25 protein-coding genes are annotated in these 25,848 nt (G+C 58.5%); 12 read left to right on the top strand and 13 right to left on the bottom strand.

All coding sequences use genetic code 11. The annotated features are described in order from the left end of the window. Positions 1-33: 33 nt before the first annotated feature. Entirely contained in the window at positions 34-1,599 is a 1,566-nt protein-coding gene (locus tag SLH49_RS19040; RefSeq protein ID WP_320270750.1) for an ABC transporter substrate-binding protein, read from the bottom strand. Positions 1,600-1,686: 87 nt separating this feature from the next. Further along, entirely contained in the window at positions 1,687-3,267 is a 1,581-nt protein-coding gene (locus tag SLH49_RS19045) for an ABC transporter substrate-binding protein (protein ID WP_320270751.1), read from the bottom strand. Positions 3,268-3,475: 208 nt separating this feature from the next. Between SLH49_RS19045 and dapE the strand changes: the two genes are divergently transcribed. The 3 genes from dapE to rnr all read left to right on the top strand — a co-directional run bounded on the left by dapE (position 3,476) and on the right by rnr (position 7,374). Then, positions 3,476-4,621: a succinyl-diaminopimelate desuccinylase gene (gene dapE / locus SLH49_RS19050; protein ID WP_320270752.1), complete on the top strand. Its 1,146-nt coding sequence runs from the start codon at positions 3,476-3,478 to the stop codon at positions 4,619-4,621. Next, positions 4,618-5,031 carry a GNAT family N-acetyltransferase gene (locus tag SLH49_RS19055; protein WP_320270753.1) on the top strand — a complete coding sequence of 138 codons (414 nt, stop codon included), beginning with the start codon at positions 4,618-4,620 and terminating at the stop codon, positions 5,029-5,031. Before dapE ends, SLH49_RS19055 begins: the two co-directional genes overlap by 4 nt. A gap of 87 nt (positions 5,032-5,118) precedes the next feature. Continuing rightward, complete coding sequence (gene rnr / locus SLH49_RS19060; RefSeq protein WP_320270754.1) at positions 5,119-7,374, top strand: ribonuclease R; 2,256 nt, start codon at positions 5,119-5,121, stop codon at positions 7,372-7,374. Between the two features lie 65 nt (positions 7,375-7,439). On the opposite strand, the gene SLH49_RS19065 is transcribed toward rnr, so the two are convergent. Next, positions 7,440-7,847: a DUF1801 domain-containing protein gene (locus tag SLH49_RS19065; protein ID WP_320270755.1), complete on the bottom strand. Its 408-nt coding sequence runs from the start codon at positions 7,845-7,847 to the stop codon at positions 7,440-7,442. After that, complete coding sequence (locus tag SLH49_RS19070; protein ID WP_320270756.1) at positions 7,844-8,536, bottom strand: glutathione S-transferase family protein; 693 nt, start codon at positions 8,534-8,536, stop codon at positions 7,844-7,846. Before SLH49_RS19070 ends, SLH49_RS19065 begins: the two co-directional genes overlap by 4 nt. 74 nt (positions 8,537-8,610) lie before the next feature. Between SLH49_RS19070 and SLH49_RS19075 the strand changes: the two genes are divergently transcribed. Then, a complete protein-coding gene (locus SLH49_RS19075) occupies positions 8,611-9,345 on the top strand; it encodes a YafY family protein (protein WP_320270757.1) in 735 nt (244 codons plus the stop codon). Between the two features lie 56 nt (positions 9,346-9,401). Then, positions 9,402-10,589: a lytic murein transglycosylase gene (locus SLH49_RS19080; protein ID WP_320270758.1), complete on the top strand. Its 1,188-nt coding sequence runs from the start codon at positions 9,402-9,404 to the stop codon at positions 10,587-10,589. On the opposite strand, the gene SLH49_RS19085 is transcribed toward SLH49_RS19080, so the two are convergent. Genes SLH49_RS19085 through SLH49_RS19095 form a run of 3 tightly spaced genes read right to left on the bottom strand, consistent with a single transcriptional unit; the run spans position 10,569 to position 12,156 of the window. Beyond that, a complete protein-coding gene (locus tag SLH49_RS19085; protein ID WP_320270759.1) occupies positions 10,569-11,054 on the bottom strand; it encodes a hypothetical protein in 486 nt (161 codons plus the stop codon). The two genes, SLH49_RS19080 and SLH49_RS19085, sit on opposite strands and share 21 nt — an antisense overlap. Positions 11,055-11,110: 56 nt before the next feature. Beyond that, the gene (locus SLH49_RS19090; RefSeq protein WP_320270760.1) at positions 11,111-11,614 is read right to left on the bottom strand and encodes an RNA pyrophosphohydrolase; all 504 of its coding nucleotides are present in this window, start codon (positions 11,612-11,614) and stop codon (positions 11,111-11,113) included. A 47-nt stretch (positions 11,615-11,661) separates the two neighbouring features. Further along, positions 11,662-12,156, bottom strand: a complete 495-nt coding sequence (locus tag SLH49_RS19095) for a L,D-transpeptidase family protein (RefSeq protein ID WP_320270761.1) — start codon at positions 12,154-12,156, stop codon at positions 11,662-11,664. A gap of 133 nt (positions 12,157-12,289) precedes the next feature. Between SLH49_RS19095 and SLH49_RS19100 the strand changes: the two genes are divergently transcribed. Beyond that, positions 12,290-12,838, top strand: coding sequence for a pyridoxamine 5'-phosphate oxidase family protein (locus tag SLH49_RS19100; protein ID WP_320270762.1), 549 nt, complete (start codon positions 12,290-12,292; stop codon positions 12,836-12,838). Between the two features lie 20 nt (positions 12,839-12,858). On the opposite strand, the gene SLH49_RS19105 is transcribed toward SLH49_RS19100, so the two are convergent. Together SLH49_RS19105 and ribA are read right to left on the bottom strand one after the other, a co-directional pair. Beyond that, entirely contained in the window at positions 12,859-13,233 is a 375-nt protein-coding gene (locus tag SLH49_RS19105) for a nuclear transport factor 2 family protein (protein ID WP_320270763.1), read from the bottom strand. A gap of 112 nt (positions 13,234-13,345) precedes the next feature. Next, entirely contained in the window at positions 13,346-14,422 is a 1,077-nt protein-coding gene (gene ribA, locus SLH49_RS19110; protein ID WP_320270764.1) for a GTP cyclohydrolase II, read from the bottom strand. A 155-nt stretch (positions 14,423-14,577) separates the two neighbouring features. Between ribA and SLH49_RS19115 the strand changes: the two genes are divergently transcribed. Both SLH49_RS19115 and SLH49_RS19120 read left to right on the top strand, forming a co-directional pair. Continuing rightward, the gene (locus SLH49_RS19115) at positions 14,578-15,264 is read left to right on the top strand and encodes a response regulator transcription factor (protein ID WP_320241311.1); all 687 of its coding nucleotides are present in this window, start codon (positions 14,578-14,580) and stop codon (positions 15,262-15,264) included. Between the two features lie 186 nt (positions 15,265-15,450). Then, entirely contained in the window at positions 15,451-15,825 is a 375-nt protein-coding gene (locus SLH49_RS19120; RefSeq protein WP_320270765.1) for a rhodanese-like domain-containing protein, read from the top strand. On the opposite strand, the gene SLH49_RS19125 is transcribed toward SLH49_RS19120, so the two are convergent. Next, complete coding sequence (locus SLH49_RS19125; RefSeq protein WP_320270766.1) at positions 15,822-16,946, bottom strand: trans-sulfuration enzyme family protein; 1,125 nt, start codon at positions 16,944-16,946, stop codon at positions 15,822-15,824. The genes SLH49_RS19120 and SLH49_RS19125 overlap by 4 nt on opposite strands. Before the next feature lie 638 nt (positions 16,947-17,584). Beyond that, a complete protein-coding gene (serB, locus tag SLH49_RS19130) occupies positions 17,585-18,460 on the bottom strand; it encodes a phosphoserine phosphatase SerB (protein ID WP_320270767.1) in 876 nt (291 codons plus the stop codon). A gap of 157 nt (positions 18,461-18,617) precedes the next feature. Between serB and SLH49_RS19135 the strand changes: the two genes are divergently transcribed. From SLH49_RS19135 to SLH49_RS19145, 3 genes are all read left to right on the top strand, one after another. Further along, the gene (locus tag SLH49_RS19135) at positions 18,618-19,760 is read left to right on the top strand and encodes a phosphoserine transaminase (protein ID WP_320270768.1); all 1,143 of its coding nucleotides are present in this window, start codon (positions 18,618-18,620) and stop codon (positions 19,758-19,760) included. A gap of 83 nt (positions 19,761-19,843) precedes the next feature. Beyond that, a complete protein-coding gene (gene serA / locus SLH49_RS19140; RefSeq protein ID WP_320270769.1) occupies positions 19,844-21,436 on the top strand; it encodes a phosphoglycerate dehydrogenase in 1,593 nt (530 codons plus the stop codon). Continuing rightward, the gene (locus SLH49_RS19145) at positions 21,437-22,228 is read left to right on the top strand and encodes a metallophosphoesterase (protein WP_320270770.1); all 792 of its coding nucleotides are present in this window, start codon (positions 21,437-21,439) and stop codon (positions 22,226-22,228) included. Between the two features lie 22 nt (positions 22,229-22,250). Here the strand turns inward: SLH49_RS19145 and SLH49_RS19150 are convergent, their stop codons facing one another. Together SLH49_RS19150 and SLH49_RS19155 are read right to left on the bottom strand one after the other, a co-directional pair. Next, entirely contained in the window at positions 22,251-24,173 is a 1,923-nt protein-coding gene (locus tag SLH49_RS19150) for a hypothetical protein (protein ID WP_320270771.1), read from the bottom strand. Between the two features lie 102 nt (positions 24,174-24,275). Then, positions 24,276-24,539, bottom strand: coding sequence for a hypothetical protein (locus SLH49_RS19155; RefSeq protein WP_320270772.1), 264 nt, complete (start codon positions 24,537-24,539; stop codon positions 24,276-24,278). A 246-nt stretch (positions 24,540-24,785) separates the two neighbouring features. Here SLH49_RS19155 and mnmH point away from each other — a divergent pair, with 246 nt between their 5' ends. Continuing rightward, positions 24,786-25,847, top strand: coding sequence for a tRNA 2-selenouridine(34) synthase MnmH (gene mnmH / locus SLH49_RS19160; protein WP_320270813.1), 1,062 nt, complete (start codon positions 24,786-24,788; stop codon positions 25,845-25,847). The last annotated feature ends 1 nt before the right edge of the window (position 25,848 follow it).

Below are 25,848 nucleotides of genomic sequence, written 5' to 3' on the forward strand. Positions count from 1 at the left end.
ATGCGGTTGGGGGCCGTGGCCCCCTGACCATGCTTAGTTCACCGTGGCCCAGCGCAGCAGGAAGAAGTTATCCGGGCGCTGCGTGAGTGCGATATTGCTGCGTGTTCCCCAGACCAGAGGCTGCACGTAAAGCGGTACATAAGCCGTCTCGTCCTGCAGGATCTGAGCCACCTCATCCAGCATGCCCTGACGGACTGTGTCGTCCAATTCCGATTGGATCATTGGCAGCAATTCATCGACGCGTGCGTTTGAGTAGCCGCCGAAATTCCAGCTGCCCAGCCGCTTTTCCTCGTTTGGTGTCGATGCGAGGAACCGGATCGGATGTTCCGCGTCAAACGTGCCGGGCGACCAGCCGAGCAGATACATATCATAGTTATCTGCACGCAATTCGGGCCAGTAATTCTGCACCGGCATCGCATCCAGCGTGGCACGCAGGCCGACCTGAGCCAGCATACCGGTCACCGCCTGACACACGGCCTCGTCATTCAGATACCGGTCATTGGGGCATTTCAACCCGAATGAGAACCCATCGGGATAGCCTGCTTCGGCCAAGAGCGACCGGGCCAAATCGGGGTCAAAGGCAGGGCGTGCCGCGTGCGCTTCGGAAAAGCCCTGCATGGCGGGGCTGACGAGTTGTGCTACTTCTTCGGCATTGCCGCGCATGATGGTTTGCAGGATGGCGGGGACGTTCACCGCATGCGCCACGGCCTGCCGCACGCGTGGATCGGCGAATGGGTTGGTGTCGGTCACGTCAGACGAGAATTTCAGCGTATCCGCCTCATGCGGGAAACCCAGCATGATCACGCGCGCCTCGATCCCCTGGATGACTTCGACATTGGCGTCCTGCTGCAGACGCGCGACGTCCTGAATGGGCACCGGGTTGATGAAATCCACGTCGCCGGATAGCAGGGCAGCAACGGCTGTTGCAGGGTTCTGGATCGGCGTCAGTTCGGCACGGGTGATGTTGTGTTCCACCTCCCCCCACCAGCCATCAAACGGCTCCAACACGGTGCGCAGACCCGGCTCACGCGCGGTGACGCGGAATGCCCCGGTGCCATTGGTGTTCAATGTCGCGTAATTTCCCGCTTCCTTGTCAGGCAGGGTTGCGTTGTTCGCTGCGGCCCAGCCGCTATCCATGATCATCCAGTTCGCAATAGAGCCCGGAAAGATCGGATTGGGTGCGCTGGTCATGATGTCGATTGTGTAGTCATCAACGACGACGACCTCCGAGACGGGCGCGAACCAGCTGCGTGTGTCAGAGCCTTCGTCAGACGCGCGCTGATAGGAAAACAGCACGTCTTCAGCCGTGAACGCACTGCCGTCATGGAACGTCACGCCTTCACGCAGGGTGAAGCGCCAGCCTTCGCCATCGCCAATCGGCTCCCACGATGTGGCAAGGGCCGGCTCGATGGTCATGTCCTTCCCGCGCCGGACAAGCCCCTCATAGACATTATTCAGAAAACCCAGCACAGGTGCTGAATTGACCGCATGCGGGTCCATGGTTTGCGGGTCGGTGGTCTGGGCCCAGGTGAATTCCTCGGCCCATGCCGCAGGGGCCAGTGCCGTAACCAAGGCTGCAAGGCAGAGCGAACGTGACATGGTGTTTCCTTTGCTAAAACGGCGATGTCGCGCGGGGCCCGCGCGACATGCCAACATGGCGAAATGAACTCAGAGTGGCAAACGTCCTTAGTTCACAGTGAAATATTTCACCTTCGGCTGGTCTTCGGGGTCCACTTCGATCCCGAACCCTTCGGCCATCCCCCAGTTCAGGACTTGATGGTGGACGGGGATGTAAAGCTGTTCGTCCTGCACAACACGCCAGATTGCGGCAATATCTGCATTACGTGCCTCGAGATCCGTGTTTGAGGCAAGTGACGCGATTTTCGCGTCCAGCTCATCATTGTCATAGCCGGTGCCGTTCCAAGTGCCGATATCGCTTTCGCGCCCATGGACAAGGAAGTTGAACACATATTCCGAATCGTAGGTCGGCACACCCCAGCCCAGCATGTAGAAATCGGTGTTGCCATCGGTGATCAGCGGGAAGTGCTGTGCCTTTGGTTTGGCATCAAGGTTCACCGTGATGCCGATCTGGCCCAGCATGCCCACAGCAGCCTGACAGATGCCTTCATCATTGATGTAGCGGTCATTCGGGCAGTCGAGCCGGATGGAGAAACCATCGGCATACCCAGCCTCTGCCAAAAGCTCTTTGGCGCCTTCCACATCCGTGGTCGATTCCGCATCCATCTCGGCCGTCCAACCGTTGACGAATGGCGGCGCGATCATGCCCGCAGGCTGGCTTTGCCCACGCATCACGACCTGCTGGATCGCTTCGCGATTGATCGCCATCGACATCGCCCGGCGCACGCGCAGATCGGCAAGCGGGTTGGCCCCGTCAATGTTGTCAGCCTCGATGTCGTCAGCACCCTGGTTCATCCCGAAAAAGATGACGCGGTTCTGTGGCGTTTGTTTGACCACCAGACCATCTGCCGCATTCACGCGGTCAAGGTCCTGCACGGGCATGTCCTGCAGAAAGTCCACTTCACCCGACAGCATGGCAGCGACACGCGTCGCGGCGTTCTGGATCGGGGTGTAGACGATTTCGGTCACTTCCATGGGGAATTCATCAATGCCCCAGTAGTTGTCGTTGCGGACCATCACGGTGCGGACATCGGGCTCACGGCTTTGCAACACGTATGGGCCGGTGCCGTTCGCGTTGGTGGTGGCGTATGTGATCTCACCGCCCTCAAAGTCCTGCACCGCGACGGTATTGTTCGCCTCGGTCCAGTCCTTGTCCATGATGAAAAGGTTGGTCAGGTTCGATGGCAGGATCGGGTTGGGCCCGTCCGTGACCATCTCAACCGTGAAATCATCAACCGCGCGGACCTCAACAATCGAGCCGATCAGCTCTTTCATGTCCGAATTGGGCTGTTGTGCGCGTTGAAAGCTGAAGACAACGTCTTCTGCCGTGAAGGCCGCGCCGTCGTGGAAGGTCACGCCTTCGCGCAGGTTAAAGACCCAGACATTCGGATCATTCGCCGAAGGCGCCCAATCGGTCGCCAATGTCGGGACGAATGCACCCGTCACATCGCGAATGATCAGCGGTTCGTACATCTGGTGGCGGATCGTGTGGGTCGGGCCTTCGTTCTGCGAATGCGGATCAAGCGTCAATGCGTCGCCGGACCGCGCCCAGCGCAACGTCTCAGCGCTCACAGGTGCCGTGGTTGCCAGCAAAACGGCCGTGACCGTCAGTGCGGTTGTCGGTTTCATATCATGTTCCCTGTTGTTGTCTTTCTGGCGCGTAAAGTTGCGGGAACCGCGGGCAATTGCAAGGGGTGGACTGCGGTTCTACAGCAATCAATGCCGTCAAAAGTGGCAATCGCCTGAACGCGCAGCAGGAATGCAGTTGCGCTACTTCAATGCGAAATTGCATCCCCCCGCCCTTCCCGCTAGCCATGGCGCAAAGAAGGAATAACCGATGACCCCCATTGATCCCGTGGCCCTGACCGCAGATCTTGTGCGCTGCCCCTCTATCACGCCTGCCGAAGGTGGTGCTTTGGTGCTGCTGGAGGCCGTGCTGACCAAGGCCGGTTTCACCTGCACAAGGGTGGACCGCGGCGGGATTGCGAACCTTTTCGCGCGCTGGGGCCGGCAAGGAGCGAACCGCACCTTCGGGTTTAACGGTCATACCGATGTCGTGCCCTTGGGCGACGAAAACGCCTGGACGATGCCGCCTTTCGGGGCCGAGATCAAAGACGGCTATCTTTATGGACGTGGCGCGACGGATATGAAATCAGGCGTGGCCGCCTTTGCCGCCGCTGCCGTGGATTTCGTGACCGAGACTCCGCCAGATGGCGCGGTCATTCTGGCAATCACTGGGGATGAAGAAGCCGACGCCTTGGACGGCACCACCGCATTGCTTGATTGGATGAAGGCCAACAACGAGGCGATGTCGGTTTGCCTGGTCGGCGAACCCACCAGCCCCAACGAGATGGGCGAGGCGATGAAAATCGGGCGGCGTGGATCGATGACCGCCTTCTTCACAGTGACAGGTGTGCAGGGCCATTCCGCCTATCCGCACCGCGCCAAAAACCCGATGCCTGCCATGGCGCGGCTGATGGATGTGTTGTCGTCGCATGAGCTCGATCAGGGCACCGATCACTTCGATCCCTCATCCCTGCAGGTTCTGACGATTGATACCGGAAATCCCGCGACTAATGTGACCCCGGCGCAGACCCGCGCGACGGTCAATATCCGCTTCAACGACCAGCATTCGGGGGCAAGCCTGACCGCCTGGATGCAGGAGGAAGCGGACAAGGTCGCCGCGGATTTCGGCGTCCGAGTCGAGATGCGGGTGAAGATATCGGGTGAAAGCTTTGTGACACCGCCGGGCGACCTATCGGATTTAATTGCAAGCGCTGTGGAAGCCGAAACCGGACGCAAGCCAGAGCTTTCGACCTCTGGCGGCACCTCGGACGCAAGGTTCGTCAAGGATCACTGCCCCGTCGTCGAATTCGGGTTGGTCGGCAAAACCATGCATCAGGTGGATGAGCGTGTGGCCGTGGAGCATGTCCATCAACTGAAGGCGATCTACACGCACATTCTGAGGGAATATTTCGCATGATCAGCGTCGTCTCGGACTACGCGCCCTGTATTGCGCTGCGCCGCGCGGTCTTTATCGAAGAGCAGGGTATCGCCGAGGCCGATGAGATCGATGATCTTGACGACCAGGCGGTGCACCTGCTCGCCGTCGTCGATGGCCGCCCCGTGGGTACGGCCCGAATTCTTATCGACGGGCAGATCGGCAAAATCGGTCGTATCTGCGTGTTGCCGGATCAGAGGGGAACGGGTCTGGGGAAGGCTCTGGTCGAAGCTGGCATTACGCATCTGCGAACGCTGCCAGCAGTAACAAGAGCCAAATTGGGCGCGCAGGACCATGCAATCGGGTTTTATGCGAAACTCGGTTTTGAGCCGGTCGGTGACTTCTACGACGACGCAGGCATTCCGCATCAGGATATGGTTCTCGCGCTGTAGGAAGACTCTTACAAAAAGTCTTTGTAAAAAGCCCTTGAAGGCTTTTGACCAATTCCTTCAAAGGAATTGGCGTGCTAGGCGGGGGTCATGACACGGATCCCCTCAAAGTCCGAAATCCTGTCCTGGATCTCGGAAAATCCCACGAAAACGGCAAAACGCGACATCGCCAAAGCCTTTGGCATCAAGGGGGCTGCGCGGATCGATCTCAAGCGCCTCTTGCGCGAGTTGCAGGAGGAGGGGCGGCTTGCTAAGCGACGCAGTTCCTACCGCGATGCCGAAGAACTGCCCCCGGTCGCCGTCCTGGAAATTGTCGAGGCCGACGCTGACGGCGATCTTTTCGCCCGCCCTCTGGAATGGAAGGGCACGGGGGCAGAGCCGCGCATTCTGATGCTGCTGCGCTCCAGCGATCCGGCTTTGGGTGCCGGTGACCGCATCCTGGGCCGCCTGACCGTTGATAAGACCGAAAGCCACACCCACAGCGCCCGCATGATCCGCCGGATCGGGACCAACCCCCAACGCATCCTGGGCGTGTTTCGCGCCGGATCAGAAGGCGGTAGGGTCATGCCCATCGACAAGGGATCGGACAAGCAGTGGACCATCGCTGCAGGCGCGACTAACGGCGCCAAGGATGGCGAATTGGTTGAGGCGGAACAGGCGGGACCAAAGGGCCGCATGGGCCTGCCCAAGGCCCGCATAATTGCGCGTTTAGGCGATCCGACCGAACCACGCGCCGTGTCGCTGATCGCCATCCACCAACACGGGATTCCAGATCATTTCCCTGATGAGGTTGTGGTGGAGGCGGATGCCGCCAAACCCGTCGCTTTGGGCAAGCGCAAAGATTTGCGGCACCTGCCGCTTATCACCATTGATCCGTGGGACGCGCGGGATCACGATGACGCCTGTTATGTTGTGGCCGATAGCGACCCTAAAAACAAAGACGGCTTCATCATCTGGGTCGCCATTGCGGACGTGGCGCATTACGTGACACCCGGATCGGCACTGGACCGTGAGGCGCGCAAGCGCGGCAATTCCACCTATTTCCCGGATCGCGTCGTGCCGATGCTGCCTGACCGGCTATCGGGTGACCTCTGTTCGCTCCACGAAGGGGTCGAGCGGCCTTGTCTCGCTGTCGCCATGCGCGTCGATGCGGCAGGTAACAAGATCGACCACGCCTTCCATCGCGGGCTGATGAAGTCTGTCGCGTCGCTGAATTACAGGGAGGTGCAGGCTGCGGTCGATGGCGACCCGAATGACAGAGTTGCACCGCTGATGGATGATATCATTCATCCGCTCTACGCCGCCTTCGCGGCACTGATGAGGGCCCGTGCCGCCCGCCAACCGCTGGAACTGGACCTGCCGGAGCGTGAGATTGTGCTGGATCAGGGCGGTCAGGTCACATCGGTCAAATACAAGGACAGGCTCGACGCGCACCGGTTGATCGAGGAATTCATGGTGCTGGCCAATGTCGCCGCAGCCGAAACGCTCATCGCGAAACGGTCACCGCTTCTGTTCCGGGTCCACGAAGAACCCAGCCCCGAGAAGCTGGAGGCGTTGCGCGAGGTGGCGCAGGCCTCCGGCCTCATCCTTGCCAAGGGGCAAGTTCTGAAGACCGCGCATCTGAACCGGCTGCTGACCAGTGCTGCCGAGACCGAGAATGACGAACTGATCAACATGGCCACGTTGCGGTCGATGACGCAAGCCTATTACAACCCTGAAAACTTTGGGCATTTCGGGCTGGCATTGCGGGCTTATGCCCATTTCACATCGCCCATTCGCCGCTACGCCGACCTGATCGTGCACCGCGCCTTGATCGCCGCCCATGGTTGGGATGCGGACGGGCTGAGCGATTGGGACAAGGAAAACCTGCGCGAGACGGCCAAGCTGATCAGCGATACAGAGCGTCGGTCCATGGCCGCTGAACGTGACACGACCGACCGCTATCTGGCCGCATTTCTCGCCGACCGTGTTGGCGCGGAGCTGACCGGGCGCATCAGCGGGATCGCCAAATTCGGCGTCTTCGTTCGGCTGGACGAAACGGGTGCCGACGGGATGATCCCGATCCGCACGCTGGGCCGCGAATACTTTGATTATGACCCGGACAGTCAAACGCTGATGGGGGCCGAGACGGGCATGATCATCGGCCTCGGCCAGCGGGTGAGTGTCAAACTGACCGAGGCCGCGCCTGTCACGGGTGGTCTGATCCTTGAGCTTTTGACGCTTGAGGACCGCACCATCCCCCGTGGCCCATCTCGCGGTCGTGGCAAACCCGCGCGCCGCAAAGTCGGCTCAGCCCGCAAAAAAGCCGCAAAAACAGCGCGCAAGGTCAAAAGACGCCGCAGATAACACCTCTGCCTTATTCCAGCACCGCGCCCGACATGCTGCCGCCGCAATCCTGACTGACCCTGCAATCAGGGGCGTTTGAGATGATAGGTCAAGGCATGGTAAATCAGAAGACGCAACCGCAATGGTACGATGTCGTCGGGGGTTGCGAAGATTACCGCGCGGTTCCCCTCGATCTGATCGGTTCCGGGAAAGGTACTGGCATAGGTGCTGATGATATCCGTCGCACAATGCGCGAAAAGAGCAGCACCACCATTCTTCGCCATCCCGATCCGCAGAGTTGACCCGGATTTTGTCTCGGGCGTCAGATAGGATGGCTGGCCCCATTTGAGCGTTTCCTCGATCTGGCCTACTTCGGGCGTGTCCCAGGCGACGCTGAAGATCAGATCGCGCAGGATCATCCCCATCTCATACCCGTCCGGCGGAAAGGCCTCAAAAGCGGCTTTGACCTGATCGTTCGCAAAGGGCCTTATCATGCGGGCTTCATCCTGTTTTCGACGCGCGCGGCGTAGTCGGAAAGTATGGCATCATTCGCCACTCGCTCACTGAACGGCGTCGGCAAGGGTGATGCAAGAGCGGCGCAGAGCATCGCGGCAACCGAATAATCCGGCAGGCTGATCTCATCACCCATCAGATAAGCATGATCACCGAGCCGCGCCGCGATGGCTGCGAGGTCCGGTTCAATGCGTTGCAACCTTTCGACTTGGCTAAAACGGCCAAGCCCTTGCGTCTTCAGAGCTTTCAAAAGGGCCTTGCGAAAACTGCCGGTGATCGGTTTGCGCAAAATTGCAGGGATTTCCGCGAAGTAGTTCTCGCGAATGATCGGCCAGATCTCATCATTGCCCCACCGATCAAGCAAGACATGGAAATACATGTGCTCTTCGGCCATCCGAATGAAGGCATGGCCAGTGGCGCGATCCGTGACTTCACCCCAGAAATCCGCGCCCTGCTTTTCGAGATAGGACTGGATGTTGTGGCTGTCACCGATGACACCCGACGGGGTGCGTATCGCGGGCAGTTTGGCATAGGGAAATTTGCGTGGGTCATTGCTGTCTTCGCGTTTCCAATCAACGCCAGCGGCCTGCAGCAGCCACATCGCCTTGACGCAGAAAGGGCTGAAACTGAGTTGGCCAAAACCTGCCTGATAGGTGATGAGTGTGATCATGAAGGGCTCCTGTTCTTTGCGCCCTTATTGCAGGTGGTGCTGTCAATTTCTGGCAGGAGTGGTATCGTCACTCCATGTCCCGCACCGCACGCCTCTTTCAACTCATGCAATCGCTGCGCCGCCATGCACCGCCGGTAACCGCGCAGCAACTGGCCGACGATACCGGGGTGTCCTTACGCACGCTTTATCGCGACATTGAGGCTTTGCGCGGCCTTGGCGCGATCATCGATGGCACGGCAGGCTACGGCTATGCGCTGACCGAAGATGCGGCACTGCCACCCATGATGTTCGATGACGAAGAGATTGAGGCGATTGTGCTCGGTCTGCGCGAGGTGCAAGCCGTTGCCGACCCGCAATTGGCCGGGGCCGCGCAAAACGCATTGGCCAAATTACAGGCCCGCTTGCCCGGCGCACAGGCACATCGGCTGCAATACGCGGTCCTTTACGCCGACCGTATCGTGCGCCCGCCGATGCCAACCGTCGATGTGCGCGCTTTGCGACAGGCCACATGGGACGAACGCACGATTGAGATGGCTTATGTCGATGCCAATGGTAATGCCACGACCCGGCGGGTTGATCCGCTCAGCATCGTGTTCCTCAAAGAGACGCATAACCTGATCGCCTGGTGTCATCTGCGGCAAGCTTATCGCAATTTCCGGCTCGACCGGATGCAGGATTTGCGCATCACCAATGACAGCTTTCGCCCCCGCCGCGTGCCGATGCTGCGCGAAGCGATTGAGGTATTGTCGGATTGTTGGCCGGAGCCCACCGCGATGGTCCCAAAAAGCCGCGCATTGGCAGAGAGTTGATTTCGCCCCACCGCGATTTGCGCTATCTTGCGCAAAAATAACAATGGAGGCGGATCATGGATCGCAGGCAGTTTATCGGGACCAGTTTTTCAGCCTTGGCGTGCGGGACGATGTCCCATGCGCAGGCAAGCGGCTTTGGCAATTGGGTCGCAAGTTTTCGCGGCCGTGCTCGCGCGGCCGGCATCAGTGACCGCACGTTTCAGGCGGCTTTTGCCGACGCGCGCTATCTGCCAGACAGTATCGAGCGTGACCGCAATCAGGCGGAATTCGTGCGCCCGCTCGCCGATTACATGTCAACCGCCGTGTCAGACGCGCGGGTCAGCAATGGACGTCAATTGGCGCGCCAATATGCGCGGCTTCTGGAGCGGATTGAGGCGACCTATGATGTGGAGCCGCATATCGTCACTGCGGTCTGGGGAATGGAGAGCAATTATGGCCAACGCAGGGGAAGCACACCGCTGATCTCGACCTTGGCCACGCTTGCCTATGACGGGCGGCGCGGGCAGTTTTTCGAAGATCAGTTGATCGCCGCCCTGCGCATTCTGCAAAACGGTGACGTGGCCCCGCAGAATATGACCGGATCATGGGCCGGGGCGATGGGACATACGCAGTTCATCCCTACCTCTTATGAGGCTTATGCCGTTGATTTCACCGGCGATGGCCGCCGCGATATCTGGGCTGATGATCCCAGCGATGCGCTCGCCTCGACCGCTGCCTATTTCCGGCGCTTTGGCTGGCGCAAGGGCCAGCCCTGGGGCGTTGAGGTACGGTTGCCGAACGGCTTTGACTACGGCCAGACCGGGCGCACTGTCACACGCAGCCCTGCCGCCTGGGGTCAGATTGGCGTGAGCGGTGTGGATGGTCAGGTTGTCCCGAATTACGGTGAGGCAACGTTGATCACGCCAACAGGCGCGGGTGGCCCCGCATTTCTGGTGTTCCGCAACTATGACGTGATCTCACGCTACAACAACGCACAGGCCTATATCATGGGTGTCGGCCATCTGGGTGACCGCATCCGGGGGATGGGCCCATTACAAACGGCGTTCCCGGCGAATGAACGGCGCCTGCGCCGGGCAGAGCGGCGTGAGTTGCAAGAGCGCCTCACCAATGCCGGTTTTTCAACGCAAGGTGTGGACGGGCGGATCGGACCAAATACGCGCGCGGCGATCAGAGCCTATCAGCGCAGCGTCGGCCTGCCCCCTGACGGGCACCCGTCCTTGTCGCTATTGCAAAGGCTGCGGTGAACAGGGTCCGCCCTGCATGCAAGAGACGAGCATATCGAGAACCTCCTGCGACGGGTCGACGAAAATCCGACCTCCGCAGGGCTCGGCGAGCATGGTCACGGGCGGGTCTTTCGCTTCGACAAAGTAGATCGCATCGCCACCGCTGCGCGCGCTGCCACACCATGATCCAAGGCAAGAGACCTCAAGCGTCACAGGGCTGATGTAGTCAGAGGTAAAACCCCGCCGCGTCAGCCCCTTGCCGCGAAATTGCGCAGGGATTGGATCGGGCGCAGCCGTTGGCAACGCCGAGACACCGGGCGGCAAAAGCGCCTCATCAAACGTCATCTCGCCATAAAGCACAAAGTAGTTCTCAGGCGCCGCTGCAAGCTCTTTGAAGGTCATGATCGGATCGGGACGAATGCAGCTCAGCGCGCTGGCTTGTCCCCCAACGAATGCCAAAATGGCCGCACACAGGACGTGTTTCATGATCCGTTCCACCTTATTCGCCAAAACCGCATTGAACGATCAGTGCAAGGCCAAGCCTACAACTTGGCGCGGAACTCGGCGAGCACCTTTGCGTAAACTTCGCGTTTGAACGCGACGATGCCATCGACCAGTTCATCGGGATGCATCCACTTCCATGCCGAGAATTCGGGATGTGCGGTCTGCAGATCAATCTCGTCCGCCGTGCCGTGATAGCGCATCAGGAACCACTTCTGCTCTTGCCCGCGATAGCGCCCTTTCCAGATGTTGGGGACAAGCTGGTGCGGAATGTCATAGCGGATGAGTTCCGTGCTCTCAGCTTCGAGCGTCACAAGGTTCGGGGTGACAGAGGTTTCTTCCTCCAACTCCCGATAGGCCGCATCGATTGTCCGTTCGCCTTTGTCCAGCCCACCCTGCGGCATTTGCCAGGCCTCAGTGTCGCGGTCGATCCGTTGCCCAACAAAGATGTGACCCCGTGGATTGGCCAGCATCACGCCAACGCAGGGACGATAGGGGAGTTGGGAAATATCATCGGGGGTCATGATCAGGCCTTGGTGTGTCATCGGCTTACCTCTTCTTTCGAGGTAAGAGGTGGCATAAGAGGTAGAGGTTATCCGATAACAATTCGTGTCTCGTGGCAGATGTGTCGTGCGACCCATCTCAGATGGTCAGGCCTCAGCGCGATACAACCTGCCGTTGGACGACCCGGTCCGCGCCACTGATGCACGAAGATGGCAGAGCCGCGTCCCTTGACCGCGTATGGCCAGTTCCAGTCAGTCAGGATGACCAGATCATACATCGCGTCGGACCGGCGCAAACGCTCATGATTATAAGGGTGTGGCGCGCGCACCATCATATTGTAATCGGGGTCGCGCACATCGTCAGACCATAGGTCAAATGGTCCGATTGGCAGCGCCCAATCGGTGGGTTTTGCCATCCGATCCGGGCGGTAAAGCATGCCGACAATGCGGTGTATCCCGCGCGGCGTGGCCCCATCCCCTTCGGCCTTTTTTGCGGTCACACCACCCCGCCCAATGGTGCGGGGAAACCGCCGATTGCAGAACCGCAGGTGGGTTGGGGTCAGAACAAGGTCGGTGAGTTTCATAGTGCAGATAAACCATAGTTTATGTCTTCATGGCGAATCACTTGTGCGATTACAACGGGTTATGAATCTCGTGATGTTGGTTCCAAAGATCATTTGTTCATGTTATGTTCCGGAAGCAAAGTTGAGGATCACCATGGCAATCGGACCAAAACTAAACACCACGTTGCGCAACTTCATCGAAAAGCAGCATGTGTTCTTTGTCGCCACCGCTGCCGCTGACGGCCGGGTCAATGTCTCACCCAAGGGGATGGATTCCCTGCGCATCATTGATAACAATCGCATCGTCTGGCTGAACCTGACGGGCAGCGGCAATGAAACCGCGGCTCATCTGCGCGACGTCAACCGCATGACACTGATGTTCTGCGCATTCGAAGGCGACGCGTTGATCCTGCGGGTCTATGGCCATGCCACCACGCTGCATCCACATGATATCAGTTGGGATGGGGCCATTGCACAATTCCCACCGATGGCAGGCAGCCGTCAGATCTTCAACATGACGATTGATATGGTCCAGACATCCTGCGGCACCGGCGTGCCGCTGATGACGTTCGAAAAGCAACGCGGACCAGAGGAATTGCTGCCCTATTACGCCGATATGGGCGAAGATGGGGTGCAGGATTACTGGCGGCGCAAAAATGTCAAAAGCATTGATGGGTCGGAAACCGGCATATTCAGCGACTGATACTTACTGTCCGCGACCATTCACTTTGCCGGTGTGTCCTGGCTAAAGATATTGATCCAGCCAGAGCCTGACCGCTGCCAGACCGAGCTGACGAACATCTCCTCAGTCACGCATGCTCCCGTGCGCTGAAACGCCACTTTGTAGGAAAATATGGCAAAGTCCTGCCCCAGCGGCACTGCGCGACAATCCGATAGCACGAACGTTTTAACAGTCGGCCCATCGTCAAGCTGTTGAACGTGATCGGCTTTTGTCGCGAAACCATCCGGATAGACACCAAGGAAATCTGTATGCAGGGCTTTTTCGTCCGCAAGTACGTCGCCTCGCACAAGGGCTTGCCACACATCTGTTTCGCTGGCCTTCAGTTCCAGCAGAAGTTTGTTTTGCTTTGTGTCCATGTCACTTGTCCAGTAACGCGCACGAGTTGAGACATCCAAATCATCAATTCGATCAAGGGATGTTGGCGCCTTTCGCTTTCATTCGTATCGGCGCTTTGCGGGCGCCGATGATCTAAAGCAAGTGCCCCGATTTCGCAGCCTTCGTCGCCAGATACGCGTGGTTGTGCGGGTTCTCACCAACCTTCAGCGGCACGCGTTCGGTCACGTTGATCCCGCAACTCTCCATGCGCGCCACCTTGGCGGGGTTGTTGGTGAGCAGACGCACCGATGAAAACCCCATGCGCTTGAGGATCTCCGCACCGATCCGAAAATCGCGTTCGTCATCCTCAAACCCCAGCCGGTGGTTGGCCTCGACCGTGTCAAACCCCTGATCCTGCAGCGAATAGGCGCGCATCTTGTTGGCAAGGCCAATCCCCCGCCCTTCCTGGTTGAGATAAAGCAAGACACCCGCGCCCTCGGCCCCCATCTGGCTCAAAGCGCCGCGCAATTGCGGGCCGCAATCGCATTTGAGCGAACCTAGAAGATCACCGGTGAAACAGGCCGAATGCAGCCGCGATAGAACTGGTTGAGAACGGTCGGGCTGACCGATTTCGACCGCATAATGCTCTTCAGCGCCATCGTCGGGGCGGAAAATATGCAAGCGCCCTGCCTCTGACACTTCCAGTGGCAATCGGGCGCTGATGATGGGGTTGAGCGGGCTCAGCTCGGTCGCCAAAGCTGCGTTCGCCGGGACGAGCGTGAGGTTGTGTTCATTGGCGAAACTGATCGCATCGCTCAACTCAAGCACCAACGCGGCGGGCAAAAGCCTTGCCGCCTTGCACAGCGCAATCGCGGCACGGTGCAGATCGGCCCCTCCCTCACGCGCAGTATGCAGGGGGCCTTTCATCGGCGCACGAAGATCGTCAGCCGGATCCGCAATCGCCTGCACCCATGAGAGTGTCGCGTCACCCGGCAGAACCACACGCGCCAGATCACCATCATAGGCCCGTGCCTTTAGCGTCTGCGCGCGCCACGCGGTGATTGCCAAAACAGGTGCACCACCCAAAAGCTGCAGGTCAGCGAGCCGCGTCGCATCTAGCGTTTCAACTGCCAGCACCAGGGCACCACTCTCCAGCACAATCGGCACACCCATGCGCAAATCGGCCCGTGCGCGCGCCAGTCGTTCGGTAATGTCGGGGGAAAAACCCATCGCGTGCCACCTCTTTTGTTTCATCTCATAGCCGTTTCAGCCGCAAAGTGAAACAAAAGCACGGCAAATCACACGTCCGTGTGAAAGATTGGAATAGCGGCTTGTTTGAAACGTAAGCAGGACACAAATCTAGCTACGAACCGAAGGAGGATGTCATGGGACAACTCAAAAAGATATTGCTCGTCGATGACGATGACGACCTGCGCGAGGCGCTTGGCGAACAGCTTTTGATGACCGAGGATTTTGACGTCTTCGAGGCCGATGACGGCGCCAGCGCGATGGTGAAAGCCAAGGAAGGTCTGTACGACCTGATGATCCTGGATGTGGGCCTGCCCGACACAGATGGCCGTGAACTTTGCCGTCTGATGCGCAAGCAGGGCGTGAAATGCCCGATTCTCATGCTGACGGCGCAAGACAGCGACGCTGACACAATTCTGGGCCTTGATGCGGGTGCAAACGACTACATCAGCAAGCCGTTCAAGTTTCCCGTCCTTCTGGCACGTATTCGCAGCCAGTTGCGGACCCATGAACAATCCGAGGACGCGGTTTTCCAGCTTGGGCCGTATACGTTCAAACCAGCCCAGAAAATCCTTGTAACAGAAGACGATAAGAAGGTGCGGCTGACCGAAAAAGAAACAAACATCCTGAAATTCCTTTATCGTTCAACCGAAGGTGTGGTCGCCCGCGACGTCCTTTTGCACGAGGTTTGGGGCTATAATGCCGGTGTGACCACGCACACATTGGAGACACATATTTACCGTCTTCGCCAAAAAATAGAACCAGATCCGTCCAATGCCCGCCTTCTTGTGACCGAATCCGGTGGCTATAGGTTAGTGGCGTAGTACTCCAAGTCCGGTGATAGGGATCACTCCCGTTCCTTGTCATCGGACGCACGAAATCCCGCCGGAGATCGGGTTACATCTCCACCTCCCTGTTGGACTTGCCCGGACCTTGTGTCCGGGCTTTTTTTCTTTGGCGGTCGCTACCAGACCGCCTATCTGACAGTTAAGGATCAAGGGAGAGAAACGATGAAATCAGCCAAAGATTTTATGGACGAAGCGAATGCTGTTGTGCCGCGACTAGGCGCGAAAGAAGCGATTGCAAAATACAATGCCGGTGGTGGTGTCTTTGTCGATGTGCGCGACAGTGCGGCTATTGCAAAAACCGGGACAATTGCCGGGGCGCATCGCATTGCCCGCGGCATGCTGGAATTCGTCGCCGATCCCAGCACGGATTTTCACAACCAAGCGCTTAAACCCGATGCCGATATCTATCTGGTCTGCGGGGCGGGCGGACAGGCGGCCCTTGCTGGCAAGACGCTCAAGGACATGGGTTTCGAACACGTGACAAATATTGGCGGTATAGGTGCCTGGAAAGAAGCCGGCGGCGCAATGGAGGGCTAGCCGTCGAGAGCCTGCATCCAGTCAGCCAGCAGATCATCAATATGCTCGATCCCGACAGACACCCGGATCAGGTTCTCGGGGATGCCGGTGTCGGGCTCAATCGTGTGGCGATGCTCAACGAGGCTTTCGACGCCACCAAGCGACGTGGCCCGCAAGAAGAGGTTGAACTTGCCGATAACGCTCAGCGCCTCTTCCCGCCCACCTGCAACAAGAACCGAGAGCAGGCTGCCGAAGCCGCCCGTCATCTGGCGTTGTGCTACGGCATGTCCCGGATGGTGCGGCAGGCCGGGGTAGTAGACATCTTCGATGCGAGGATGGGCATACAAAACCGTGGCAAGTGCCATGGCGTTCTCTGACATCCGTTCAACCCGCAGCGGTAATGTGCGCATAGCGCGCGTTAAAAGCCACGCTTCAAAAGGGCCCAACACGGCCCCAGCCATCTTGCGGTCGGCGCAGATGGCCTGCCAGGCAGCTGTGTCCGGATTGCTGGTCGAGAGCACGCCGGCCAGAACGTCTGAATGGCCATTGATCGCTTTGGTGGCCGAATGCATGGCGATATCCGCGCCGTGGCCAATTGCCTGTGTCAGAACCGGTGTCGCGGCGGTCCCGTCGACAACCAGAAGACCGTCCGTGATCGCCCGGATGCCCGCGATATCCACTGTCTTCAGCCATGGGTTTGAGGGCGTTTCGATGAAGACCAGATCAGCCTTGATCGCCGCACAGGCCTGCGGCAGATCGTCAGCGTCCACTTCGTGCAAGCCGATACCACGCCGTTTGCAGAAGTCACGGACCCAGGCCGTGGTGCCCCAGTAGATCCCCGATTGAATGATGACCTGTGCGTCATTCGAAAGGGTCCGGAAAACCGCCGCGATGGCGGCCATGCCTGATGGAAACAAGAGGGTCTCGGCCGCAGCTTCCAGCGCCTGCAATACCCTTTCTGCCTGCCGGACGTTGTCGGAATTGTCGCGCGCATAGGTGTTGTCGTCACGCAGCAGGTCGTAGTCAGCATCACGCAGGAAAGTGGTGGAAGGCTGCAGCGACGGCACAACGCCGCCCGATTGCAGATCAATCGCACCAGCAGCATGGGCCGCAATTGTCGCGGGCTTGTCTGAAGAACTCATAGCGCTTTTTGGAGCCCAGTCTGATCAAGATGCAAGCCCTCAAATCACGGATTTGTTGTCATACACGCCGTGACAGCCTTGTAGGACTGGCGCATATTGCCACAAATGTTAATATACGATTAACGCTGGGTCAGCAGGACAGTTGACGAAAGCATGATCAGAACTGCTGCCTTGTTCATGACCGGAAATCCATGGGGGTGGATCGGGTGACGATTCAACACTCTGTTAAGACTTTAGGGGTATTCACTGCGCGAGCGCACGCTATGGTGGTATTTGACTGTATTTTTGTACAATTACGCAGATTTGCCCCATTCGGGTCCAGATAGTCATAGATGATAATACGGAAATGTAATGAGGATAATATGATGGTTTCAAGAACGCGGCGTACCGCAGCAGATGATGCTGCTGAAGCGTTTTACGGTCAAAACGAACAGGCTTTTATGGAGCAGGTAAGACAGATCTGCAGTGCGGACCCACGACTGATCAAAGTGTTCAAAATGACCCGCGACACGTACCAAAAGACCGCCCATTCCAACTAAGCGCGGTCTTTGTAGTATTTTAGCAACTATTGAGGCGACGGCGGAACTGCCCAGCCGTTTAGACGCTGCACCTCGTTTTCACTGTGCGCAACAATCGCCTCAGGTCACAAAATCGTCTCGTCGATAGCCTTGTAGAAAAAGCAGCGCCGTCAAGTCGCCGTGATTGATCCGGACATCGCATTTTTCCTGCACCGACGGCTTTGCATGCAGCGCAACGCCGGTGCCCGCGCGGCCAAGCATCCCCAGATCGTTGGCACCATCACCCACGGCTAGAACCTGCGCCTCGGTCAGCCTCAAGCGCTGGGTGATCTGCACCAATGCCTCGACCTTGGCCTGTTTGCCCAGGATCGGACGCGCCACCTTCCCAGTCAGCTTGCCGTCTGCCACGATAAGCGTATTCGCCCTGTTCTCATCAAAGCCGAGTGCCGCAGCGACGCGGCCAGTGAAGGCCGTGAACCCACCCGAGACAAGCGCCGCATAGGCGCCATGTGCCTTCATCGTGTTCACCAACTCGTAACCGCCGGGCATATAGGTGATCCGTTCATCAAGAACCCGTTCGACCACGGTTTCAGGCAGGTCCTTCAGAAGGCCGACACGTTCGATCAATGCGGCTTCAAAATCCAGCTCACCATTCATCGCACGGGCAGTGATGTCAGCGACATGTGCGCCGACGCCCGCCTCGGCGGCCAGTTCATCAATGCATTCCTGCCGGATCATGGTGCTGTCCATATCCGCGAGTAACATTTTTTTGCGCCGGTTTTCGGCAGGCTGCACAACCAGATCGACGCAGGCCTGCTGCAAGTCGGCCCACACATCCCATTGATTGTCAGGTGCTTGAGGAATGGCAAACTCTGCCGCCTCATCAATCGCGAGCCACCTGATATCACCACCGCCCCAGGCATTGCGCAGGCTTTCGACCAGCGCAGCATCCAGCGTGCGTTCTGTGGGCGTGGTTAAGAGGGTGACGATGAACATGCGCGGTTTCCTATTGGCGTCGCGGGTGTCGCAAAAATACTATCGCATGCCGGTCTAGTGACATTTTGCCGGTTGTGAAAGCCGAAAGCCGCCGCTATTCCCAACCGTGGGACACCCCTCCCCAACGAGGGGCGCATATCTGTGAGGATAGACATCAATGGCACTGACCAAACCGGCTGCGCGGCCGGCTAATCCGCGTTTTTCATCTGGCCCTTGCGCCAAACCCCCCGTATGGAAACTCGATGCATTGAGCGACGCCGCCCTCGGTCGGTCGCATCGCGCAGTTGTCGGTAAGGCAAAGCTGGCCGAGGCCATCGATCTGACCCGTGAGGTGCTGGGTGTGCCTGCGGATTATCGCATCGGGATCGTTCCGGCCTCTGACACCGGCGCATTTGAGATGGCGATGTGGTCGCTACTGGGCGAACGCCCCGCCGAGATGGTAGCCTGGGAAAGCTTTGGCGCGGGCTGGGTCACGGATGTGGTCAAGCAGCTCAAGATCGAGGCGACCGTGCATAATGCGGAATACGGCGAAATCGTCGATATGGCCGCGCTGAACTACGATAATGATGTCTGCTTTACGTGGAATGGGACGACATCTGGCGTACGCGTGCCTTCGGGCGACGTGATCTCTGCCGACCGCGCCGGGCTGACGCTCTGCGACGCGACATCGGCTGCCTTCGCCCAGGACTTGCCTTGGGACAAACTGGATGTAACGACCTTCTCCTGGCAAAAGGTGATGGGTGGAGAGGCGGCCCATGGCATGCTGATCCTGAGCCCCCGCGCCGTGGAGCGGCTGGAAAGCTACACGCCCGCCTGGCCTCTGCCCAAGATCTTCCGTCTGACCAAAGGCGGCAAACTGATCGAAGGGATATTCCAAGGCGCCACGATCAACACACCATCAATGCTGGCGGTCGAGGATTATCTGGTTGCCCTGAAATGGGGCCGATCGATTGGCGGGCTTGATGCGCTGATCCACCGGGCGGATGCCAATGCGCGGGCGATCTGGAACTTCTGCGCCGACAAGCCATGGATCGAGAACCTCGCCGTTGACAAGGCGACGCGGTCGAATACCTCGGTTTGCCTGAAGTTCACCGATGACCGGATCACCGATGGCGCCGCCTTCGCCAAAGCGGTTGCGAAACGGCTGGAGGCGGAAGAGATCGCGCTGGACATCGGCGCTTATCGCGATGCACCCGCAGGTCTGCGGATCTGGTGTGGCGCGACGGTCGAAACATCCGACATCGAAGCGATGCTGCCCTGGCTCGAATGGGCATTCGAGACCGAAATCGCAGCACTCTGACCTGAATTTTCCAGAAAATTCGGTCCGCAACAAATTTCTAGAAATTTGTTTCCCCCGGGCCAAACACAAAGGACATAAACGATATGGCTCCTAAAGTACTGATCTCTGACAAACTCTCGCCCGCCGCTGTCCAGATCTTCAAGGATCGCGGCGTTGAGGTGGATTTCGAACCCGATCTGGGCAAGGACAAGGACCGTCTGCTTGAGGTTATCGGCCAATATGACGGCCTTGCCATCCGCTCGGCCACCAAGGCCACGGAGAAGATAATCGCCGCCGCCGACAATCTGAAAGTGATCGGGCGCGCCGGGATCGGTGTTGACAATGTCGACATCCCTGCCGCATCCAAGAAGGGGATCATCGTGATGAACACACCGTTCGGTAACTCAATCACGACGGCTGAACACGCGATTTCCATGATGATGGCCGTTGCCCGACAAATCCCTGAGGCGAATGCCTCGACCCATGCCGGCAAATGGGAAAAGTCGCGCTTTATGGGTGTTGAGCTCACCAACAAGACGCTCGGCGTGATTGGCGCGGGCAATATCGGCTCCATCGTCATCGACCGGGCGCAAGGCTTGAAAATGAAGGTCGTAGCTTATGATCCATTCCTCTCTGAAGAGCGCGCGCTGGAAATCGGCGTCGAGAAGCTGGAACTGGACGAACTGCTGGCCCGCTCTGACTTCATCACCATGCATGTGCCACTGACCGATCAGACCAGGAATATCTTGTCGGCTGAGAACATCGCTAAACTGAAGAAAGGCGTGCGGATCGTGAACTGCGCGCGCGGCGGCCTCGTGGATGAAGAAGCACTCGCTGAAGCGCTCAAATCGGGCCATGTCGCCGGTGCCGCCTTTGACGTCTTCGCCGTTGAACCCGCTACCGAAAGCCCTCTATTCAATCTGCCAAACGTCGTCGTCACACCCCACCTTGGCGCCGCCACAACCGAGGCGCAGGAAAACGTGGCATTGCAAGTGGCCGAACAGATGTCGGATTACCTGCTCACGGGTGCTGTGCAGAACGCGCTCAACATGCCGTCAGTCACCGCTGAAGAGGCCAAGGTCATGGGCCCCTGGATCAAGCTGACCGGCCATCTTGGCAATTTCATCGGCCAAATGACGGATGAGCCGATCAAGGCGATCAACATCCTCTTTGATGGTGAAGCCTCCGAGATGAACCTCAAGGCCCTGACTGCGGCGACCATCGCTGGCATCATGACGAAGGCGAACCCCGACACGAACATGGTCAGCGCACCCGTCATCGCGAAAGAGCGCGGCATCAAGGTTTCAACAACCAAGCAGGACCAATCAGGTGCGTTCGAAGGCTACGTGAAAGTGACCGTCGTGACCGAAAAGCGTGAGCGTTCGATTGCAGGCACCGTCTTCAGCGATGGCAAGCCCCGTTTCATCCAGATCAAGGGCATCAACATCGATGCCGAAGTGGGCGCGCATATGCTTTATACGACCAACGAAGACGTGCCCGGCATTATTGGTGCACTGGGCACGACGATGGGGCAGAATGACGTGAACATAGCGAACTTTACCCTTGGCCGGTCGGCGGCTCATGGAGAAGCCATCGCGCTGCTTTACGTGGACGAACCGGTGCCCGCTCCGGCAATCGCGGCGCTGGAAGCAACGGGCCTGTTCCAGCAGGTCAAGCCGTTGACGTTCAACGTTTAAATGACCGAACCCGTCTACGCCATCGGTGATGTTCATGGTCAAAAGATCATGCTGGATCGAGCGCTCGCGCTGATCCACGCTGATGGCGGGGCGGATGCGCAGATTGTTTTTCTGGGCGACTACGTTGATCGCGGCCCCGAAAGTCAGGGTGTCATTGAAACACTGATCGCCGGACAGGATGCTGGCCGCCCGTGGACATACCTGATGGGCAATCATGACCGAATGTTTGCGCAATTTGTCCGCGACGGAACAGAGCATGACCCGCGCATCCGGTCGGGGATCAGCTGGCTCAACCGGCGCCTGGGCGGAGAGGCGACACTGCGTTCGTACCACATCTGCGGAGTTATGCATTTTGTTACAAAGAAGCGTGGTGGGGGCGAGCAACTCGCGCACTTTGAAGGTGATGCGGGTTGGATTGACCTCCACGAACTCGCAGCTTTGGCGCGCAAAGCAGTTCCTGCATCGCATCTTGATTTCATCGAAAACCTGCCACTCACGTACCAAACCGACGACCTGATCTTTGTCCATGCGGGTCTGCGCATGGAGCTGCCTTTGGAATGGCAGGACCCGGAGGATCTTTTGTGGATCAGGGACGGGTTTCTGGAAAGCCAGATCGATTACGGCAGGCTGATTGTGCATGGTCACACAGCTTTGGATCACCCACAGCATTACGGCAATCGGGTCAATCTTGACGGCGGTGCGGGATACGGAAACCCGTTGATCCCTGCAGTTTTCGAAGGGCGTGAATGCTGGCTTCTCACCGATCAAGGACGGATGCCGCTTACGCGGTGATCATAGGTGCAATCACGTACCTCTAGTCTCGGCGGATCACCCCTGTCACCGCAGCCGCCCCAATCGCCGTAACAATCCAGCCCAGCGCGATCAGCCACCAGCGCACCCACCAGAGGGTTTGCCCCCACGGCCCGCGTGTGGTTGAGGGGGCCCATGACGCCTCTTGTCCCAATGCAACGATAGGGACGACCAGATCGACCGCGTAAGAAAGCGCGTGAAATGTCTCATAATCCCGGCCCGGCGTCAGCACCGGCACACCTTCGGGCGCCAGCATGTATTTGTCTGACCAGACCTGCGCGGGGTTCTGGATACGCTCATCGGTAGCCAGCGCCTGCCACCCTTCCGACATCAGGACCGGACCCATCGTCGGCGCGAAGTCCCCTGCCTCCCAGGCGCGGTCCGCCAGAAACCAGCCGATGGCCACCAACACCAACAGCATGTAAAAGCTCCGCTCTGGCTTGTGCCCATAGCCAACAACCAAACCAAAGACCTTATCTGCCAACAGGCTGCCTGCGTTGCGCCACCAGACGCGGGTCTGGAACCAGCGCTGTTCATCACGAAACTGCTTCAATGCAAGGGCCAACGTCGTCGGCGCCAGATCGGGCGCGACTTTGGCCCGGTCCAGCAACTGAAGCCGCGCAAGGTTTTCGTCATTGGGCCTGCGCGCCTCAAGCGATGCCAGCGCCTCTGCCCGCGCATCAAGTGCCTCCAGGCTCGCCTGAAACAGCGAGGTGCGCCATTCCGCCTCGCGCCGCCACCGCGCGCGTGAGGCTTTGCGCTGTTCTTTTTCCTTTGCGACCATAATGGCGCGTGCATCGGACCTATGCCCGGTCTCGCGCAAGAGCTTGGCCAATTGCTCGTAAGGCTGCGGATAAAATTCGCGCCGCGAAATCGCGCCCTTTTTCAACCAGGCCAGTCTGTCGGGCACGTTGATGCTGCCATGCAGGACGTCATAGATGAACCCGCTGAGATAAAGCTTGTCACAATGCGCCCAGCTTTCCGGATCGTCCCAGAGATCACCCACATGAGCGGAAGTCAGGTCAACGCCGCCAGCCACCCCTTTGATGCGCCGCCAGATAAACCCCTCACGCACGATGAGGCGCTGCGCATTCAGCGCCTGCCCTTCCGGATTACGCATCGTGGCATGGGTGCAATCAAGCACGCCGCCAACTTCAGCGCCCAGAAAGCTGACCTCGCCCTCTGTCGTTGCATGACGCAGGAAAGCATCGCCGCGCACCTGAATGCTTTGCGCGTTCAACGCATGACCTTCGGGGTTGTGAAAACTCGACCCGATGCAGACCAACTGCCCGCCGATCCGAGAGCCAAGGAAACTGACCTGCCCCGTCGCGGTCGTCCCTTCCAAAAGGACGCTGCTTACAACGGTCAGACCCTGTGCTTTCAGTGACGAATGACCTTCATGGCGCAGGGTCGCCTGGGTGCAGGACAGGTGGCCTTTGATCTCGCCCCCCGAAAGCGAGATTTTCCCATCCACTCGGCTGCCATTCAGGGTGACATTCCCGCTGATCTGTAACCGCGCGGCATTCAACCCATCCATCAAGGTGCAGCCCACGATCGCGACGCCATCGGCCGACAATTGCACCATCTGCGGCTTTTCGGCGAGGTAACAATTGTAAAGATCGATTGGACCGCGTGCGGTGGTGAAGTTCAGATCAAGTGATCCACCAATCCACGCGCCGTTCACCGTGATCCCGGATGGCTGCGTGCGGAAATCCTTGCAACCGCCCAATATCAAATACCGCAAGAGCGCTGCACGGATCAGCACCGCCGGGGCCTTGAGATTGGGCACCGTGCGACTGATCTGCGCGGTCTCGCCGGTTTCAGCAGCGTCGAGGAGGATCAATTCCGCAGGCGTCAACAGCCCGTTGTCCCGCAATTGCACCACCTGGCTCCACTGAGTGATCAAATGCAGGTCGTCATAAGTCATGGCGACACGCTAGGGTGGTGACGACAAGGCCGCAATGGGCCTTACCGGGACAAATTCGATCTGTGGCGGCGATAACAACCTCTCGGCTGGTGCCGTGCAGGTTCAGCCTTCTTCAAGCCGCGCGAAAGTGTTGCCGCTGGGCACAAAGTCCAGACAATCGGACCCTTCGCAGATCATTCCCGCAATCGGTATTTCGACCAGATGACCATTGAGTTCGATGATATAGACGTCTTGTCGAAACCCGACGAAGGTCCCCGTCAAGCGCACGGTATTATCAAAGGAGGTCAACCGGATCTGATCAGCGCTAACAGCAGCAGGTATCAGAAGAACAGCTGCGCAAATCCCGTAGAATAACATCTTCAACATTCAAAATCCTCATAACTCTTGGGCTGAAAGAATACGCCCAAATTTCACACAACAGGGGATGCCTAGCACGTTGCCAAGCTGACGTCGCGGCAAAGCAGACGAAAACCTGTCATTTTGCGACAGATTTCCGACATGTGCGACACTTCGGTCTGCCGCTGCGCCAACGCCACCAAACCTTTGTGACAGTCGTTGATGGGGCTGGTATGAAACTTGTTTCAGCCTGCTAGCCCGCATATCCAGATGGCAATGCCGGCAAACTTCCCTACCCTTTCCAAGCTTCTGGCTCATGGATATGACGATGTGATCGACGTGCGCTCACCCGCTGAGTTTGCGGAAGATCATATCCCCGGCGCGATCAACCTGCCCGCGCTTGACAACGATCAACGGGCTGAGGTCGGCACGGTATACAAACAAGTCAGCCCGTTCGACGCCCGCAAAATCGGTGCTGGCATGGTGATCCGCAATGTGGCGAGCCATATCGAAGGTCCGCTCGCCGACAAGGATGGTGGTTGGCGCCCGCTGCTTTACTGCTGGCGAGGCGGACAACGCTCCGGCGTTTTTGGCTCGCTTCTCAAAGAGATCGGCTGGCGGGCCGAGACGATTGCCGGTGGGTATCAGAGCTTTCGGCGGCTTGTGCATCATACGCTTTACGATCATCCCTTGCCACAAAAGTTCGTACTCTTGGATGGATATACCGGCACAGCCAAGACCGCGTTATTGCCTTATCTCGCGGCGCGCGGCGTTCAGATCATTGATCTTGAAGAGCTGGCACAGCATCGCGGATCGCTTTTGGGGGCCATGCCCGGCGGACAACCTGCGCAAAAGGGCTTTGAGACGGCGCTGGCTGTGGCGCTTCACAGCCTTGACCCGGACGAGCAGGTCATCGTTGAGGCCGAGAGCAGCAAGATTGGCAAACTCGTCCTGCCGCCAAGCCTCTGGCAGGCGATGCAGGTCGCCCCGCGGATTGTCGTTGATGCCCCTCGCGCCGAAAGGGCTGCGTATCTTGCACAAGCCTATGCCGACGTTCTTGCGGATTCCGAAAGGCTCGCGCAACGGCTGGCACCGCTGCGCCGGGTGCGCGGCCATTCCGTCGTCGATCATTGGATCAAACTGTCGGCGGAAGGTGCGGTGGTCGATCTGTCGGCGGCGCTGATCACCGATCATTACGATCCGGCCTATGACAAGTCACGCCATCGTCCCCAGGACGGAACAACCGAGCGGATCATGTCGGATCACCTCGGCAACGATGGTCTGGAAAGAACCGCCGACGCAATCGTCAAAGCACTGAGACGCATCACTTTGCAATAAG

It is taken from the genome of Cognatiyoonia sp. IB215446 (genome assembly GCF_033963825.1).
Taxonomy (GTDB): domain Bacteria; phylum Pseudomonadota; class Alphaproteobacteria; order Rhodobacterales; family Rhodobacteraceae; genus Yoonia.